This window comes from Thalassoroseus sp. (genome assembly GCF_984380535.1).
In genome coordinates this window covers 249,603-268,449 of record NZ_CFHRBF010000003.1, presented here as the reverse complement: position 1 = coordinate 268,449, position 18,847 = coordinate 249,603, and the positions used below count along the sequence as shown (strand labels likewise).

Annotated in this window: 8 protein-coding genes; 2 read left to right on the top strand and 6 right to left on the bottom strand. The window is 52.7% G+C overall.

Annotation, left to right across the window (positions count from 1 at the left end):
- Positions 1 to 28: 28 nt before the first annotated feature.
- The 3 genes from AC5DDB_RS05490 to AC5DDB_RS05480 all read right to left on the bottom strand — a co-directional run bounded on the left by AC5DDB_RS05490 (position 29) and on the right by AC5DDB_RS05480 (position 5,493).
- On the bottom strand, positions 29 to 1,339 hold the full coding sequence (locus AC5DDB_RS05490; protein ID WP_491738682.1) for a hypothetical protein: 1,311 nt from the start codon (positions 1,337 to 1,339) through the stop codon (positions 29 to 31).
- Between the two features lie 316 nt (positions 1,340 to 1,655).
- Positions 1,656 to 3,047: a DUF1501 domain-containing protein gene (locus AC5DDB_RS05485; RefSeq protein ID WP_491738816.1), complete on the bottom strand. Its 1,392-nt coding sequence runs from the start codon at positions 3,045 to 3,047 to the stop codon at positions 1,656 to 1,658.
- A 61-nt stretch (positions 3,048 to 3,108) separates the two neighbouring features.
- Positions 3,109 to 5,493, bottom strand: a complete 2,385-nt coding sequence (locus AC5DDB_RS05480) for a PSD1 and planctomycete cytochrome C domain-containing protein (protein WP_491738681.1) — start codon at positions 5,491 to 5,493, stop codon at positions 3,109 to 3,111.
- Positions 5,494 to 5,791: 298 nt separating this feature from the next.
- On the opposite strand from AC5DDB_RS05480, the gene AC5DDB_RS05475 reads away from it, so the two are divergent.
- Positions 5,792 to 8,695 (top strand): PSD1 and planctomycete cytochrome C domain-containing protein, encoded by a 2,904-nt coding sequence (locus AC5DDB_RS05475; RefSeq protein ID WP_491738680.1) that lies wholly within the window; start codon positions 5,792 to 5,794, stop codon positions 8,693 to 8,695.
- A gap of 28 nt (positions 8,696 to 8,723) precedes the next feature.
- Positions 8,724 to 10,211 (top strand): DUF1501 domain-containing protein, encoded by a 1,488-nt coding sequence (locus AC5DDB_RS05470; protein ID WP_491738679.1) that lies wholly within the window; start codon positions 8,724 to 8,726, stop codon positions 10,209 to 10,211.
- Between the two features lie 30 nt (positions 10,212 to 10,241).
- Here AC5DDB_RS05470 and AC5DDB_RS05465 read toward each other — a convergent pair whose 3' ends face one another.
- The 3 genes from AC5DDB_RS05465 to AC5DDB_RS05455 all read right to left on the bottom strand — a co-directional run bounded on the left by AC5DDB_RS05465 (position 10,242) and on the right by AC5DDB_RS05455 (position 18,785).
- Positions 10,242 to 11,486 carry a sialidase family protein gene (locus AC5DDB_RS05465; protein WP_491738678.1) on the bottom strand — a complete coding sequence of 415 codons (1,245 nt, stop codon included), beginning with the start codon at positions 11,484 to 11,486 and terminating at the stop codon, positions 10,242 to 10,244.
- Between the two features lie 270 nt (positions 11,487 to 11,756).
- Positions 11,757 to 16,859 (bottom strand): PVC-type heme-binding CxxCH protein, encoded by a 5,103-nt coding sequence (locus AC5DDB_RS05460; RefSeq protein ID WP_491738677.1) that lies wholly within the window; start codon positions 16,857 to 16,859, stop codon positions 11,757 to 11,759.
- 240 nt (positions 16,860 to 17,099) lie between these two features.
- Entirely contained in the window at positions 17,100 to 18,785 is a 1,686-nt protein-coding gene (locus tag AC5DDB_RS05455) for a cation:proton antiporter domain-containing protein (RefSeq protein ID WP_491738676.1), read from the bottom strand.
- Positions 18,786 to 18,847 lie beyond the last annotated feature (62 nt).

Here is an 18,847-nt window from a genome sequence, read left to right as displayed (position 1 = left end):
TTCAGCAGGATTGGGGATGTCCATGATGCTATTGGTTCGCGTCGAAATCTTTGTCAACTTCTGCAATCAAACGGTTCAATTCTTCTTCCGCATCGAGTTTGAAATAGCTTGGAACTTGATACAGACGTCGTTTGAGTTTCGTTTCCAGTGTTTGGAAATCTTGTTTACCGATCTTGTCAGTTTCCTTCGCAACGGACTTCTTCCAACGGTCGAGAATTGCTGATTCACGGGTAATTTTTCCGGTGGCCTGCTGATAACGCAGTTGCACGGCTGCCTGTCGCGCAGCAATTTGTCTGCCTTGGGAAACGATCGCCGCTGCACGTTGCTCGAGCGCTTGATACTGCTGCTGGTATTGAAGAAGTTCCCGCCGAAGTTCAATCAAGCCCGCTTGCTGATCAGCCTGAACACCTCGGATGCCTCGTACGCCAAGCTGGGTCTGATAACGACCCACGGAGTACTGCGTTTGTTGTATCAACTGAGATATCAGTTGTGCTGCCCGGCTGAGGGTATCGTATTGCTTCTGCAAGTCTTTGAGTTGGTTATCTGCTGCGTCGTGAGATTCCCGGAGCCATTCGTCCCATTGCTCTGTCGTCAACTCGAGGATCTCGGCCTTCTCGTCGATTTCTTCGCCTCGATCATTGAGAACCGAGAGTTCTGTGAGATTCTGCTTTTGCTGAATCGCAGACGCTTGGGCAGCTTCCTTCTTAAGATCCGTTTCCAGTTGCTCCCGGTCCTTCCTCAGTTCAGTTTGGCCTGCTGCGTAAGACATTTTCAGTTCTTTGCCTAGCTTCGATATGAGAGCGGCTTCGAGTCGAGAGCGTTCCTCCGCATGCAACAGACTCACGTGAGGCAACGAAAGAAAGCCCATCATCCGCCCCAACCAAACAGCGGCTTCCCGACGGTCTTGCGGGTTTTGCCAAGTGACTTGTTGGCTGCTTGCGAGTTCCGCGAGCTTAAGGGATTCCTTCCGGAAATCGTCCGTTTGTCGACGAGTCAACCGAGTTTGCAACAAGGCTTTCCAGGCTGGGAGATAGGATGTGTCACGGTCGATCGCCGCTTTGAAGCAAGTCACTGCCCGTTCCGGTTGAACCCGACTAAGCAGTATGAGTCCGTATGCATATTCGGGGATCGGACTGTTCGGCATCGCAATCCGAGCACGAGCGGCCGCGTTAGAGACTTTGCGGAAATCAACCCGACTTCGAAAGCCCTCGTCGCGTAATCCTTGCAGAGCTTTCACGGCCGGCGATGTGGTCTGAGGACCATCGGGGAATGCCTCCGCCCGGGGCACAAATACGATCAATGCAACGAGTACTACATTTTCAATCCTGACACTTGGCATTGAACTCCCCCAATGCACGAGTGCTTGCAAAAAATATCCGTCCATCCGACTCAGCGAGATACCTCAAGCCGGCGCGTCTGTCAGTAAGTGGATCAGGCGACGTACCGGCATCAACGGACCTCGACCGCGTCTTCCCTATCGAAAGATCGGTGTCGTGATTTTTATGGACGGCATGTCCTAAGGCGACATGGAATTGAAACGCATGCCAGCCGTCCACTGTAGAAATGCATCCGACGCGCAGATTCGATCAGCTTTTTCAGAAAAAAACGGTTTTCGACTTGCTTTGGGTTCGGATGCTTAGAGATGACCGATTCGTTTAGGCAAGAATTTCGGTGATGACCTCACCGGCGACATCAGTCAGGCGATAGCTTCGACCGTTGTGGGAGTACGTTAGCCGTTCGTGATCGAGACCTAGAAGATGCAAGACCGTGGCATGGAAATCATTGACGCTCACGCGATTCTCGACCGCTTCATAACCAATTTCATCAGTCTCACCATAGCTGACCCCGCCTTTGATACCGGCACCGGCCATCCATTGTAAGAAGCCTTTCGGGTTGTGATCGCGTCCCTTTCCATTTTGGGAAATCGGCATACGACCAAACTCAGCTCCCCAAATCACAAGCGTGTCTTCGAGAAGCCCGCGGGCTTCAAGATCGCTCAGTAGACCGGCGACAGGCACATCGGTGGCAGCACAATGTTGCGTGTGATTCTCGGCAAGATTGCTATGAGCGTCCCACTCGCCATCGCTGTAAACTTGCACGAATCGGACGCCGCTTTCGACCAGCCTCCGCGCCATCAGGCACTTTGAACCAAACGACTTGGTCCTGGGATCATCGATCCCGTATAGCCGATGTGTGGCCCGCGTTTCTCGGGAAAGGTCAACAACTTCGGTCGCTTCTTGCTGCATGCGGAAGGCCAATTCGAATGATTCCATTCGGTTGGCGAACTCGGCATCACGAGGATGTCGCTGCAGATGTTCGTCATTCAATTTCGCCATCAAATCAAGCTGTGCACGCTGGTCTTGCTGCGTAATTTTCGGTTGCCGTTTGAGGTTGAGAATCGGCGTTCCCTGAGCCCGAAATAGTGTCCCTTGAAACGTCGACGGCAGAAATCCAGAGCCCCAATTGTGCGGACCACCTTTCGCTCCCTGAGTGTTCCCCATGACCACATAGCCGGGCAAACTCTGATTTTCACTGCCCAATCCGTAAGTCACCCATGCGCCGGCGGTCGGGAAACCAGGACGGGGTAGACCACTATTGATCTGATAAATCGCTGGAACATGGTCATTCGATTCGCTGTAGCACGATTTGAGAAACGCCATTTTGTCGACATGTCGAGCGACGTTCGTGTATTTGTCGCAGACCCACTGTCCGCAGTCGCCGTACTGTTTGAAAGAGAACGGCGACTTCATCAATGGCCCGGGATTGCCGAAAAATGCTTGGATACTCGTTTTGGTTCCGTCGCGTTTGTCGAGTTCTGGCTTACGGTCGAACATATCGACGGCACTCGGAGCCCCTTCCATGAAAAGCCAAATCACCGACTTCGCTTTGGCAGGGAAGTGTCCTTGCCTGGGAAGAAGCGACGTGGTTGGCGTTCCTGCCGCGTCCGGTTTCGTTGCCGCGAGTAGGTTTTGCTCGGCCATAAGACCCGCAAGACCAATCATTCCGGCACCGGAACCGGCTCGGCAAAGCCACTCGCGTCGGCTCATGAGATTCGCCACGCGACCACAGGGAAACAATTGAGAATTTCGAGTCGGCACGGTCACTTCCTCAATCGATGTAAATGAATTCGTTCAGTCCGAACAGTGTTTGACAGTAGTCGGCCAACGCTTCTTGACGCGATTCCTTCTCGCCACGCTTGGCACGTGTTGTCGATTGCTTTTCGATAAACTCGATTGAAGCAGCGACTTCCTGTGCGGTCGGCTTCCGGGCAAATGCGGTCTCGAAAGCTAACTCGACTACTGGCGTCAACTCGGGTTGATCCATGTTCGGTTTTCGCGCTTTGTCAGTGATGAGTTCAGCGAAGTCATGAGCGACCGCACGCACAAAACGATCATTCAAAATGACCATTGCCTGCGGAGCTACGGTGGTGTTCTGTCGTAGGGCACAACTTGTCATGAGGTCAGGACGGTCAAACGCTTGAAACATCGGGTAAGGAATCAACCGTTTGTGAAACATGTAGACGCTACGTCGTCGAGTAGAGGCATCGTCTTTTGCGTCCTTCGGGTAGCGTTCGCCTTTGATATTCCGAGCGAGGTTGGCCTCCGGGGCGATGTACGGTTTAAAGCCGGGACCGCCTGATTCCAAATTAAGAGTATTGCTCACTGCGAGCATCGCATCCCGCATAATCTCAGCTTGAAGTCGTTGCGGATTCATTCGCCAAAGCAGGCTGTTACCCGGGTCGATTTCCGGGCCACGCTTGTCGGACGCGTCACGTGTGCTCGCCTGTCGCCACACGGCGCTGTTGAGAATCTCGCGATGTAAGAACTTCACACTCCAACCGTTTTTAACGAATTGAGTGGTCAGGTATTCGAGCAATTGGGGATGGGTAGGGCTGTCCCCACGAACGCCGAAATCGCTTGTCGTACCCACGATGCCTTTGCCAAAGTGATGATGCCAAACTCGGTTCACGAACACGCGTGCCAGAAGTGCTCCACCACCGTGATTTGTATCGGTGATCCAATCCGCAAGCGCACGACGCTGCGACGTGCTCTTCACTTCAGGGTTCTCATGAACCGCCTGTTTCGCCTTCTGCCAATAGTCGCTGGCGTCGACGCCGGACGACAACATCGCCGGAAAACCGATATCGACCTCAATTTCCCGATCATAGAAGTCACTTCGTCGAAACAGCCAAGTTGTGCGACGCTGATTGTCAAAATCCTGAAAGACAAAGGCGTCCTTTCCACTAGGCAATTTCGTGTTTACACGGTCGCCACTGTGAAAGACGCCGAGCAACTGGTAATACTCTTTCGACGAGAACGCATCGTATTTGTGATCGTGACAGCGAGCACAGGCAACAGTAATCCCTAAGAGCCCCGAACCTAATGTCGAAATTATGTCATCCAGTTCGTTATAGCGGTTCATGAGGCGTTCGCTCTCAAGAAACGTATCCGGCAATTTGAACGCAGGTCCGGCGGTCAGAAAGCCAGTCGCAGCAATTGCTGCATCGCTTTTCGGTTCGAACTCATCCCCTGCGATTTGCCAACGCACAAATTGGTCGTAGGGCATGTCGTCGTTCAAGGCTTGAATCACAAAGTCGCGATAGGTATATGCGTGCGGCCGATCCTGGTCGGCTTCCTGTCCATCGCTATCTGCGTAACGAGCCACATCCAACCAATGCCGCCCCCAACGCTCACCGTACCGGGGCGAATCAAGCAGTTCATTCACAAGATTTCGAACAGCCACATCCGGAGCATCATTGTACGCCGCGATGAAATGCTTGATTTGTTCCGGTGTAGGCGGCAAACCAATGACATCAAAATAGAGTCGCCGTACCAACGACCGTGCATCGGCAGGCTGCGACGGACGTAATCCCACATCGTCGAGTCGCTGTCGCACAAATCGGTCGATGGGGCCTTTCGACCATTGATCTTCCGGCTGCCGCGGTGGTGCCTGTACCATTTGAAGGCGTTGGTAAGCCCAATGTTTCTTCGCACGATCCAGTTTCGGATCGACCACGTCTATACCATCTGGCCAAGACGCCCCTTGATCGATCCATGCACGTAACAAATCAACTTGTTCAGAACCGAGGCGAGGTTTGCCTTCCGGCGGCATTACCCGTTGGTCATCCGTTCCAGACACCAATTGAATCAGTAGACTCTCACCGCTCTTTCCAGCCACGATTGCCGGATCACTATCGCCTCCTCGGAATGCCTTGGCCTTCACACCAAGATTCAAGCCGCCCTCTTCTGTCGTGCCGGCATGACACTCGTAGCAATGGGCTCGCAGAATGGGCTGGATATCTCGCTGAAAGTCAACCCGATCGGCATTGATTGGTGACTCCGCTGCCAACAACGGATTCTCCGCCGACGCGACGACTTCTAGCAGTCCCGCGCAAAACACGATGAAAGCGGTATAGCGATATAGCAAAGCCAACGGAGGAACCTCCAGAAATAGTCCCGTTAGGCGAGTGATCGAACACAGAAGCGACCGCATCGCGATTCCCATATCATACTCCCCTGAGACGAACTTGTCTCTGGACGGCAACCGTTTCAGTCCCGAAAATGGATTGGATATATCGCGAACGGATCCAGACCGTACGCAGAGAACGCGAACGCTCCACGAATAAACCCCAGCTGGCCAAACCTGCACAAGAAAACACTGTCCCAGTTGCAGGTGACATCGATACGATTAGTAACCGCGACGCCTTCCTCTCAGTAAAACCAATCCATCCAGTCACATTCCTAGTGGGACTGCGTCTTCAAAGAACTTTTATTGCCATCCCGGTGCGAAAATGAATAACAACACGCCACGAATTCGAGTTTGGTTTTCAACCTCGCTTTGCGCGTTGATTCTCGCTGCGAACTTCAGTTCTGTTCAAGGTGCGGATGGCGAACCGGCGTTGCCGAAGACAATCGGGTTCAACGAACACATCCGGCCGATATTCATCAAGCATTGTACTGCTTGTCATGGAGGGGTGAAGCAAGCTGGTGAAGTCTCGTTTGTCTATCGAGATCAAGTGTTGCCGCCGAACGGATGGATTGTCGAGCCTGGCGATCCGGAATCCTCGTGGTTGCTGGATCGAGTGAAATCTACCGATCCGGAAGAACGAATGCCTCCGCCGGAACATGGTCCCGCCCTGTCTCAATACGAAATTGGTTTGCTAACCCGGTGGATCGAGCAAGGAGCCCACTGGGAGGAACACTGGGCGTTTTCCGCTCCCAAACCGCAAGCCATTCCAACAGTTCAACAAACCGACTGGCCTCTACAACCACTAGACTATTTCGTTCTCAATCGGTTAGAACAACGACAGATCAAACCCGCTCCCAATGCCACGCCAGAACGTTGGCTGCGTCGTGTCACCTTGGACCTGACAGGCTTACCGCCCAGTCTCGAAGCGCGTGCGGCGTTTCTACAGGATCTCAAAACTAATGGTGAGTCAGCCTATGCGAATGTTGTCGATCAGTTGCTGGCTTCTCCCAACTATGGTGAACGCTGGGCGAGTGTCTGGCTCGATCAAGTACGATATGCCGATTCCAAAGGACTTGGTCTCGATGGACCACGCAAGATCTGGAAATACCGTGACTGGGTAATATCCGCGTTCAATGACGATCTTCCTTATGATCAATTTACGATCAAACAGATTGCAGGCGATCTATTGCCTCAGCCGAGTATGGAGGACTACATCGCGACCGCTGCCCATCGACTGACTCAAAGCAATGAGGAAGGTGGCACCGACGACGAGGAATTCCGCGTCGCAGCGGTCCTTGATCGCGTCAGCACCACTTGGCAAACTTGGCAGGGAGTGACTTTTGGATGTGTGCAATGTCACAGTCACCCTTATGATCCGTTCCGTCACGACGAGTACTACCAGTTCGCTGCCTTCTTCAACAATACTGCAGACTGCGACTTAAACGAAGAATGGCCGACGCTTGCTGTTCCAAACAATATCGAAGACTATTCCAAAGCTAACGAACTTGACCGCCAGATTCATACACTCCGCCAGGAGATTTGGCACGATGAGTTTGCGTTGCTCAATGACGAACATGCCTGGCAACCACTTATAGACCTTGACGCTTCAACAATCAATGCCACGAAAGTTCGTGTCGAGCGTGTTGACGACCACGATGAATTTTACACCGTCGATACAGTGAGCCAAAATACGGACTTCACACTTGAAGCTCCACTCCCCGAGACGCTTCAACAACTCACAGCGATTCGGCTAACGGCAATGCCGTTGTACCCGGACAAAGCGGTCAGCGATTCCGAATGGGGATTTGAACTCTCACACATCGAAGCAAGTTTGCTAGTACCAGATTCCGAGAAGCCCCAGACGATCGATTTGGCACGACTGCTAGTCGATGAGCCTGATAGTTTTCACGATCCACAGCAAAGCTTAAATCCGAAATCAACTGAAGGTTTTTCGACTTACACTCGCATCCATTATCCCCGGCAAACCGCCCTAGTGCTCAAGAAGCCGCTCGAAATTCCCGTGGGGTCCAAGTTGCGAGTGCAACTCAAACATCGTCGGTTTATCTTGGCTTCGTTCGCATTGATAACAAACCGAGGACATCTTGCAGTCAGCGGCAAAAAACAGTTTACGGAACTTGTTACAAGCGAAGACTACAATCAAAAACTAGCAAATCTTGCAGCCTTAGAGAAACAGCGACGGAGTATTCCATCGACAGCGATTCCCATTCTCAAAGAACGACCAGTTCATCTTTCTCGTCCGACTCATGTCTTTGACCGAGGACTATTTCTGACCAAGGCTGACAAGGTAGAACCAGGAACACCAGCGTCGATGCCGCCGTTACCTGAAGACTTGCCAGCAAACCGTTTGGCGTTGGCAAAGTGGATCGTTAGTCCTCAGAATCCTCTGACTGCACGGGTTGCGGTCAATCGTTTTTGGGCTCGTTTGTTCGGAGTTGGACTCGTAGCAACCGAAGAGGATTTCGGATCATCAGGCGAAGCTCCGTCGCACCCCGAACTGCTCGACGACTTAGCTCTCAAGTTCCAGAACGAATTCAATTGGAGTATCAAACAGCTCCTGCGAGAAATCGTCCTGTCGCGAACATATCGGCAAAGTCGTAAAACGCGACCAGAGCTCGAAGAAATCGATTCGCAAAACCGTCTACTTGCACGTGGCCCGCGTCACCGACTTTCTGCCGAGATCGTTCGTGATCAAGCTTTGATGTTTGCAGGGTTGCTAAGTGCAAAACAGTTCGGCCCTCCTGTTCATCCGCCGATTCCTGACGGTGTCTGGAAGCCGTTTTATGGCGGTGACAAGTGGAACACGCCGAAAGTCGGCGACGAGAATCGCTATCGACGGTCGATTTACACTTATGTTAAACGGAGTATTCAATACCCTATGTTTGCGGCATTTGATGCGCCGTCGCGAGAGTTCTGTACGCCACGACGGTTGTCGTCGAATACTCCTTTGCAAGCTCTTATGACACTCAACGACGAATCATTCATCGAATGCACTAGCGGACTAGCCCGTCGAATGCAAAACGCAGGTGCAAAACCAATTGAGCAAATTCGAAAAGGATTTCTCATCGTAACTTGTCGATTGCCGCGAGACTCTGAACTACAGGCCTTACTCGACCTGTATCATCTCGACTCAGAAGCTGATCCCTTATCGCGATTGAATACCGTCGCTAGTGTTTTACTGAACTTAGATGAAGTCCTCACGAAATAGACAGTCATCAGTCTGCGAAGAGATAACAATGAGCAATCAAAACTTACTCCGCGAGTTGCGTTACGAGACTCTATTGAAGTCGACACGGAGGCAGTTCTTGCAGAACTGTACAACCGGGCTCGGGGCACTTTGGCTAGGAGCCCAGGCCTCGGCTTTTGCGTCGACGGGCAATAAGCCGGCGCATCATCCAGCGAATCCACTTAGCCCACTCGATCCGCCATTACCGGCGAAGGCGAAGCGAGTGATCTATTTACATATGATCGGTGCTCCGAGCCAACTCGAGTTATTCGATTACAAACCGGAACTCAAGCGTCTCAATGGCAAAGAGTGTCCTGCGGAGTTTCTTGAGGGGAAGCGGTTTGCGTTTATCAAGGGCATCCCTCAGATGCTAGGACCACAGTATCCTTTCAAACAGCATGGGCAGAGTGGTGCCTGGGTGTCTGATCGTCTTCCGAATTTTGCGAAGCATGTCGACGACGTGTGCTTTATCAAAACCTTGCAGACGGATCAGTTCAATCATGGCCCGGCACAATTGATGGTGCATACGGGGCAGGCACGTATGGGTTCTCCGTCGATTGGCTCTTGGGTGACCTGGGGCTTAGGAACCGAAAACGAAGACTTGCCGGGGTTCATTGTGCTACTTTCCGGAGGACGTCCGCCACGGGCTGGCAATGCACTTTGGAATAGTGGGTTCCTACCATCCGTTTACCAAGGTGTGCAGTGTCGGTCTCAAGGTGACCCCGTCTTGAACATCTCAAACCCTACCGGTGTGACTCGCGAGAAGCGACGAGCCATCTTGGATACGCTTAGCAATCTCAATCGCCAATCGCATGAGGAGTTTGGCGACCCCGAAACGCTGACAAGGATTGCCCAGTACGAAATGGCTTTCCGTATGCAGATGACAGTCCCCGAGGTCATGAATATCAACGACGAACCGGCCCACATTCATGAGATGTACGGTACTCAACCTGGAAAAGAGTCATTCGCGAATAATTGCCTGCTTGCTCGTCGCTTAGCCGAACGTGGTGTACGTTACATCCAGCTGTTCGATTGGGGCTGGGATTCGCATGGGGCTGGCAAGAACGAGGCGTTGAACGAAGGCTTCAAAGATAAGTGTCGACAGATCGATCAACCAATTTCAGCGTTGCTGTCCGATCTTAAACAACGGGATATGTTGAAAGACACACTGGTTGTTTGGAGCGGGGAATTCGGACGCACACCGATGCGAGAGAATCGTGGTGGCAAGGAAATGAAATATATTGGCCGTGATCACAACCCTGAAGCCTTCACACTCTGGATGGCCGGCGGTGGTGTGAAGCCTGGAATGACCTATGGAGAGACAGATCCTGTCGGCTACACAGCGGCAGAGAACCCGGTGCAGCTACGAGACTTTCATGCAACACTGCTTCGTCTTTTGGGCTTCAATCACAACAAATTCAGTGTTCCTTTCCAAGGACTCAACCAAAAGTTGACCGGTGTAAAACCGGCTCATGTGATTGACGATATTATCGCATAGCAGTTCCGACGCCGACCTGAATGGATCGCACTAAGGCTTTGCCTTTTTGGCGAGTGGACGACTAATCAGCATCTTGAGTTTGGACTTAGGTCCAACGAGTTGACGAGCAAGGATATCGTCTTCGGTGAAACGGGCTAAAAGAATCTCGCCGTCTTTCGCTCGATTGCGATCATAAGAAATGTAGATCGTCCCGTCAGGTGCTTGAAAACCATCGGGATAGGAAACGCCGGTTCGCTCATCAAGCATTAGACCGCCTTTCCAAGTCTTGCCATCGTCGTCGCTTAGCCAAGCAGTCAGTTGGCTTCTTCCTTGATGCGTGTCGATCTTCTCGCCGTGTTTCACAAGTAGCAGGCGGCCAGAGGCTAAACGCCGAATGTGAAAACGGGCAACAGGGTGCTTGATGTTTGAAGCCGTTGGCTCCGACCATGTCTTCCCAGCGTCAGTCGATTCTGATTCCATAATCCCAATGCGTGTGCGTGCGAGCATCCAAAGTGAGCCATCTTTCCGCTCCACAATCATGTGCTCGTGCCAGTCGGGCTTCGGAAAAGTCCGCACGCCACGCCGTTCCCACGTATCGCCCTTATCGGTCGATACAAAAACATTCGCACCGCGAAGCGGATCCAGTTCTCGGAAACACCCGCGGAATTCGCGGAACCCGGGTCTTTGATCTAGCGAAATCGGCAACATCCACTCGCCATTGGAGAGCACAGTCGGCTTGTTGAGCGTCACGCCATGCCAGATTCGGCGGGGAGTCGACCAACTGGGGGCGTCATCGTCGGGATTGTTGCAAACGGTCACCCAGACTCCAGCACGTCCGTCAAACATATCCATTGACTGATCGAAAATCAGCCAGAGTCGGCCCTGAGGGTCAGTCCATAAGTTCCCGACGAGTATGCTGCGTTTTGTGGGCAGACTGTCGTCATGCGAATCCAGCACGACACGCGGCTTCGACCAGGTTTCCCCATCGTCATCGCTGGAAGCGAGCACGAAGAATGCATCCGGACTATCACCGCCTGCCACCCAACATGCCCATAACCGACCGCCTGGCGTGCGTTCGGTGCCAATAGTCATGCCATAGTCGAGCTTGTCGTAATCATACTCCGGCAATGGCGAAGTATTGACCTGCGGTGGCACGAGCGCATAGTCGGCAACTTTCTCCATGCGTTCGATTCTAGCAGCTGATTCTTCAGGCGTTTCAGCAATCGCATCTTGTTGCATTTGCCGGGACACTGCGATGAAAATCAATAGCCATGCGAAAATACGGAGGTGTCTCATGCGATGAATCCTAACGCAGTCTCTATGGTGAATTCTTGAGGACAGATGGGCTTACAACTTCATGATCGACATTGCTTCGGCGAACCCCAGGACTAAATAGTATCCACTAAGAGTCACTGGAATTACTGCGACTCAAAAATAAAGCGGGCAAGAATCTTGCCCGCTTTATTGCTAGAACGGAATGCCAATATCTGCCGGCATGAGCAACACGTATCCGCCAACATGGCTCGCAAGATTTTGCATCATCGGAGCCGTGACGGAAACTATCAATCAGTGACCGTGGTGATGGAATGCCGGGTTGTCATGTTTGCCACCGGCTAACAGATAGGCTAGCAAATCCAGAATTTGTTCTTTATCAATCGAGTTCAAAAGACCAACTGGCATGATCGAAACCGGTGAAGTCACCTGATCGATGATTGAGTCTTTCGGAATTGCAATTTCTTTTGGTGGACTACCTGAGAGAAGCGTCAGGGTAGAACCATTTTCAGCAGCGACAACACCGGTTCGTGTGGTGCCGTCTTCAAGTGCCAATACCACCTGCTGAAACTTCTTGTCGATCGTCTTGGACGGTTCAAGAATTTCATGAAGTAGTGCGTTCGCGTTGTGCTTGTACTTTGTGACAGACTCGTCGATGTTCGGTCCCACCGACTGCCCTAGGGCACCGGCATCGCTTTTACTGAGTTGATGGCATTGGGCGCAACCCAGTGATTTGAAAAGTTGCTTGCCTTCCGCAAAGTTCCGATGCGCTGAAACACGTTTGATATCTTCCACAAAGTCCTGGTGTTTCCACTCCGTGATTTTGATCTGCTCTTGTGGATTCTCTGCGAGGAATTTCTTTAAGTCATTCGTAACATAGAGCATTCCACGCATCAGACGATGGTGTCCGGGGAACGAACAAATATAGGGATACGCTCCTTCTTTCGTGGGAGCTGTAAACTCAATGACTTCTTCCTGGCCGAAATCGACGAGCTGACTGTGCCAAAGGATTTCGGAAGACTCAGGGACGAATCCAAGTTCGAAACCTTTCGCGCCTAGAGCAATCGCAGCCAGTCCGACTTCATCAGCTTTGCCAGGATTGACGAGCATGATGTTGTGTGGCATGAAGTCGTAGTTGGCGAAGGTCAGTTTTACCTTCTTGCCAGGTTTGACGGTAAGTTCCGTGACATCGTACCGCATCTTTTCTGTGACGGTGCCGACACGAATCGTGGTCAGTTCGGGCGTGTCGCTCAACACTCCAGACTTTTGTGACTTGGCCAGTGTTGCCTCGGCAATCACGCCACCGCGTAGAGTTTTCTCGACGTTCCGCCAAAAATGCTGCACCGTCTTGGCGGCAATTCTGGCGTGTGGCTCGGGTGAGTTCAGAACCTGGTTGAGCAGCACCCTATCTCGAACGTTGTGTTGCTGGTGCAACCATAGGGCTTCCAAGAAGTGGTGGGCATCTTCCTTGCTCTTGGGATCGAACTGTGCCAACCATTTCTTGGTCGCAGCGATCACTTCGCCGGAATCACGTTCGCTGAGTTCAACTCGCGTGCGATGACGAATACTGTCGACAGGCGATTTCAAGTTGTCGAGCAACGCGGAGATTGGTTCGCCATCGATCGCAACGGGTTTTTGCAGCGGTCGGCCTTTGGCAACCACTCGATAAATCCGGCCATGCTTATGATCGCGGTTGGGATCGCGAACATTGTGTTGCATGTGCCCGATGATGACGTTGTGCCAGTCGCTGAAGTACATCGAGCCGTCTGGGGCGAAAATCGCGTCAGACGGACGGAAGTTTTTGTTGCCGCTCATTAGGAAGCCGCGGGAATGATCTTCCGAGATACTTCCGTCTGCGTTGGTTATTTTGACGGTAAGTTCGTCACCAGCCGGTTCCCCCCAGACTGTTCCGGTCTCTGGATTCCGAGTGAGATCGTAATGCTTAATTCCTAGGAATCCAATCACATTGCAGATGAGGAAATCTCCCTGCATGTCTTCGGGAAAGTGTTCGCTACTGACGACTTCACTAGCCGTCACCGGACGAACTTCCTTCTTGAGCAGTTCGTACATTTTGAAGCCGTTACCTTCGGGCCGAACTTGATAAGCCCGACCGCCGGTTCCGTCTGTGGCGTAATGATATCCCCAATAATCGAACGAAATACCATGCGGGTTCGGCGAATTGGTGGCGTGCATCGAGATCGTGAACCGTCGCGGATCGAAGCGGTACATGGCCGATGCGGTCGACTGCAAAGACGGCCCCCACGGGTGCTCGTGGTTGTGAACCATGAAGACACCGCTCTGCCAATAAATCCCACCATCGGGTCCGTAGATGAGGTTGTTAGCACCGTGGTGCGTATCGGACGTGTCGAGCCCTTGCAGGAGAATCGTCCGTTCGTCGGCGACGTCGTCGCCATCGGTGTCTTTGAGGAACACCAATTCGGATTGGAAGGTGACGATTACTCCACCATTCCAGAACTCGAAGCCAAGCGGATTTTGAACCTTGGCAAACTCGGTGACACGATCTGCGACGCCGTCATTGTCGTCATCGTGGAGGATGATCAAGGCGTCATCCATTTTCTTGAGCGGTTCCCACTTCGGGTAGGTCGGCCAAACAGCCGCCCAGAGTCGCCCTTTGGTATCGAACTGAAGTTGCACCGGATTGACAAGTTGCGGGAACCGGCTTTCGTCGGCAAACAGTTTGACCTCAAAACCGTCCGCCACCGCGATATGTTTGATGACTTCTTCGGCCCCGAGGTAATCCAGTGAACCTTCTTTAACGGCACTGGAGCTTTTGCTTCCACCGCCAACATTGGAAACCACCGGTACGGGTTTGGGAACGTTGCTATCGTCGACCTTTTTCTCATTGCCAACTGCCCGAGCCCAAATGACTTCGTCGCGATTTGCGGTCATGACATCGAGCATGACGAGCTCTGGTTTCAGAACGTCGGCATTGGTTTGACCATCGACGAAACTCAACGTCGACCGGCCACCCCAGATGTCGTTGCCGTCGGAAGCTCGATAACGATTCCACCAGTGGAGATTCTTATCGAGCACAGCCTCGCGGATCGGTTCCAGCGATGGGGAGTTACTGACCGGTTTGCCTAACAGTTTTTGGGCAATGACCTCAGCCAAGAGGCGATTGCCGGTTTCGGAAAGATGGATACCGTTGATGGTCAGCGGCGAATCCGATTGTTCGTAGAGTTCCAGCGATGGATGGAAGAGATCGACAAACTGCACGCCGGCTTTTTCGGCGGCCGACTCGGTAGCTTTGGTGTAAGCGGCGAGTCGCACGTTGTGGGCTTTCCCATCCGGTACGTTGCGATTTCCCGTGTCTTCGTGAGCGATGGGGCTGAACAACACGATCCGCGGGAAATCCTTGCCGTTCGGTTTGGCACCACGGGTTCGTCGCACGAATTCGAGAAGCTGTTTTTCGTATTCGTCGGGTTTGGCATCGAACGATTCGTTGTAACCAAAGAATGCGAAGACGACCGTCGGTTGAACCGTCCGCAAGTACTCAGTCATGGACATCTGACCGGAACTGCGGGGGTAATGGTTGGCCCGATCGCCACTGGCGCTCATATTGCGGAACCGAACTTGCTGACCTTCAAGTTCCGACTGCAAAAACGTTTCCAACCACCCGTCGTGCTGCATGCGGTCAGGCAGTCCGTTACCCAGAATCGAGACGACGTCGCCTTTCTGAAACTTGAAGGGCAGGGGATCCCGATAATCCGCTGGGACTTCCGCCAAATCGGGGGCAGCTGGCTGACTTGGTTGAGAGCTTCGATTGGATCCACCCGCGAGCATCACATCGCCCGCAACTGGCTTACCGGGCTTGCCATCGTAGGTCAGATAATTCAGTTTGCCGGTTTTGGTGTCGATTTCGAGTCCCTGAGGGGCAGCGATATTCGTGGCTTTGAAGACTTCTTTGCGATCTGCATCGAGAAGCGTCAGCGTGAAACCGGCCAACCGTCGTTCAAACCCCGTGCGGTTCCACACACCGACTTTGTCGATGGTCGCAGTTTGACCGAGATCGAGTTCCCACCAGGGATTCTTTTCGCCAGAGTTTGACGTGTGCGTCTGCCCGCCTTTGTTCCAATCCGAATGTTTGTTGCCGTCGATTCCCCGAGAAGCAACTCCTCCTGCGTTCGTGCTGGATTGCTTAGCCTTTCCTTTTGGTGCGATATTCTTTCCATCACTAAACACTTCCACTTCGGCAAGCGTTAGAATTCGACGATTACCGGGAAGCTCAATGCGAACGAACCGAGCTGGCTTTTCGGTGACAACCGGGGCGTTTTTCGTGGTTTCTTTTTTCGTGGCGGCTTTTCGGTTGGTCTTCGGCTTTTCGGACTTCGTGTTGTGGTTGGCAGGAATCGGGCTTTCGAAGCCGGCATACGCCGACGGCTTGATTCCTCTCGCATGACTGCCATTGCCGAAGGTATTGGGTTTAAATGGACCGACGAACGAGATCTCTGCGTCGGGCTCGATCGCGTTTTCCATACCCAGGGCCCAGAAACAACCGTTGACAAGCAAGCGTCGATATCCGTCGTTCAAAATGTCTTCTGGCGTTCCATAGAGCGATGTGAAAACTCGGCCCTCACGCCCTGACGGTGACTTGTAGGTCCGGGTCCACTCGGAAGGCATCGGTGGTTTGGTTTCGTCGACGGGAGAGTCTGGCGTCATACCGTTGAGCGGTTGTGCCATCGTGAGTATTTCGCCGTCAGTCGGTTTACCGACATAACCGCCGGCCTGTACCCAAATATCTTTCACACCTTTGAGAATCGGATGATTTTCTTTGCCGTCGATCACCGAAATCCGAGTGCTCTGCTTGTGATTCCGACCGTAGTGTCCGACCCAAGTTTGACCGAGAACCTGATGCCCAAACCCAAGTTCGTAGTCATCTGTTTTGGCGTCGAACGAGTATTTGCTGAACGGTTCGTCTGACTTCATGCGGAAGGCGTGGGTCGCGGTTCGTAGTCCAACGACCGGGCCGCCACGTTTCAGATAATCGTCGAAGTGCTGCATCTGCTCGACGGGAAAGTTCTGAAAGCGAAGGAAGACGACGGCAAGATCCGCGGAATCCAAAGCGTCCAGGCCAGGCATATTCGAGTTCCCGGCGACAATCTCCCCGGACTCGGGATCGATGTTGAACAACACCGTGCATTTGAAGCCATGATGTTTCGCCAAAATCCGAGCGAGTGCTGGCGACGTTTCTTCGGAACGGTATTCATGATCGCCGGCGAGAAACACGATGTGCTTCCCGTTGCCGACACCACGACCGCCTTCATAAACCAGAGACTGAGTGTCTGCTCCCACTGCTGCGGATGTCAGCAGAAGAGAAGCCAGAAATGCCATGACCAAATGCATTCTTAGACCTTGTTCGTTTGAGTGCTTTTGCATCGAAAATCCGTGTCTCCTGAACTTACGATTCTGATCAGAATTCCCAGTGAGATTGGTGTTCGCAACCAGGAGACAACAGTAGGTTCACAATTGAGTATCTCGGTAAAGTAGGCATCGTATCAAAGATTGGACGGATTGGCTTGTGTACAGGCCATAACTTTTTGTTTGATTCAACCCTCGCTATTTGACGTGAATGCTTCGTCATGCGAACTTGCGTCGAAGCCAGATTTTTCCTCACTGTTAGTGTCCATTATCTGTTTTGCGACCGGAGTTGTCCGAGTGACGACGTTTGGCAAACCGAACCACATCGCGACGTTCGACGAGACCGATCAGTTTGAGCGAGTCCTGCGAAGCGACGACAAGTATGACACCATCCGGGTTTTTCTCGAATGCGCGAAGGGCATCGTCAATCGACTGTTCCGGGAACAATGGAGGTCGAGGCGGAATGCATAAGTCTTCGGCACGTACCAGAGAAGCCACACCAGGGTCGAACAGGTTCGAGCTGATATCTCGATACCGGATAATTCCCACCACTTCGGACTCATCGCCGACCACCGGATACACTAAATCCCGGCTATGTTCGATGAAATCCAAGACGTTCAGAAAGTCGGCGGCTGCGTGGATCGACTGTACATTCTGACGCATCAGATCGCGAACCCTCAGTTCGCCCTGCACACGTGAGGCAAGTGGGTCTTGTCCGAGGGATTGTCGAAAGTGGTTGATCAGATTGCCAATGGTTTCCCGCCACCCTGGACGATCGGGCTGAACCATATGAGCGACGGGTACCTCGCCCGAACGGACAATTGCCAACCGCGTCAGCAGTGGACCTACGATTTCAAAGAAAATGACCGTGCCAACAATGATCGTTTTCAAATGATTCCCAAGTTCCGGATCGCGAGCGGCAGCCACCTGGACAAGTCCGATGGCGGCACCGGCTTGCGCGATGAGTGTTGCCCCGAGCCAATGCTGCACAGACTCCGGTTCGTCTCGAATCCATGCGACCGCACGGACACCGACATATTTCCCTAAACATCGCATCAAGATGTAGGCAACGCCGATCGTCCCGACCGTCTTGAGTGCCGCGAGATCCAACTCCGCTCCCGCTGCCACAAAGAAGAAGACGTACAGCAGCGACGAAATCGGCGACAACCCCGTAACGATTTCCTTGGCCTTTGGCGACGTGTTCGCCAGGGAAACGCCCATTGCCAGAAAGGCCAGCAAATAGGGCATCCCGGCACGTTCACAGAACCCGAGAAGTAGTAAAGCGGTCGTAATCACCGCCAGATTTCGTTGTCGTTCGGCAAGCTGTGTTTCCGCGTAACTGACCAACATCCCGGCTAATACACCGAGTGTCACCGATCCCACCAGATCGATCGCAAGCCATTGCAACCGGCTTGCCACATCGACATCGCCACGACCACCGATCAAACTCCCAGTGACGAACAAGACCTCGAACGCGACAATCGCCACCAAGTTGTTCAATGCGACGAGCAAATAGGTGTAGGCGGTGACCGGTCCGTCTGAGTCGTAGTCTTGCAAGACGACAATCGTTGTCGCCGGTGCGGTTGCTAACGCCAATCCACCGAGCAGCAATGCCGCTTCGAGCGTTTCGCCGATCCAATATGTCCCCAGAGTCACAAGCCCGAACGTACACGTCAGTTCACCCAACGAAAGCGGAGCGGCCGCCCGCATGATCCGTCGGAACGAAACCAATGTGAACCGGCTGCCGATTTGCAGCAAGACGATTGCCAACGCCAAGTTGAGGATTGGTTCCAACTCGTGCACATGCTCATGTGGAATCCAATCCAAGGCTGATGGACCTAACAATAAGCCCATCAGAATGAACAGCGTTACCCTTGGGAGACCGATCCAACCGGCAATCTGGCCACCGATCAATCCCGCTGCCAGCAGGAGTCCGAGGCTCATCGAAAGAGTCAAAGGCTATCCTTTTGCAATCGTTCCGTTTGATGTCGATGAAGAACCGGAAG

Coding starts and splice junctions, on each gene's coding strand:
- AC5DDB_RS05490 (WP_491738682.1), bottom strand. CDS start 1,339: ATGCCAAGTGTCAGGATTGAAAATGTAGTACTCGTTGCATTGATCGTA.
- AC5DDB_RS05485 (WP_491738816.1), bottom strand. CDS start 3,047: ATGAGCCGACGCGAGTGGCTTTGCCGAGCCGGTTCCGGTGCCGGAATG.
- AC5DDB_RS05480 (WP_491738681.1), bottom strand. CDS start 5,493: ATGCGGTCGCTTCTGTGTTCGATCACTCGCCTAACGGGACTATTTCTG.
- AC5DDB_RS05475 (WP_491738680.1), top strand. CDS start 5,792: ATGAATAACAACACGCCACGAATTCGAGTTTGGTTTTCAACCTCGCTT.
- AC5DDB_RS05470 (WP_491738679.1), top strand. CDS start 8,724: ATGAGCAATCAAAACTTACTCCGCGAGTTGCGTTACGAGACTCTATTG.
- AC5DDB_RS05465 (WP_491738678.1), bottom strand. CDS start 11,486: ATGAGACACCTCCGTATTTTCGCATGGCTATTGATTTTCATCGCAGTG.
- AC5DDB_RS05460 (WP_491738677.1), bottom strand. CDS start 16,859: ATGCAAAAGCACTCAAACGAACAAGGTCTAAGAATGCATTTGGTCATG.
- AC5DDB_RS05455 (WP_491738676.1), bottom strand. CDS start 18,785: ATGAGCCTCGGACTCCTGCTGGCAGCGGGATTGATCGGTGGCCAGATT.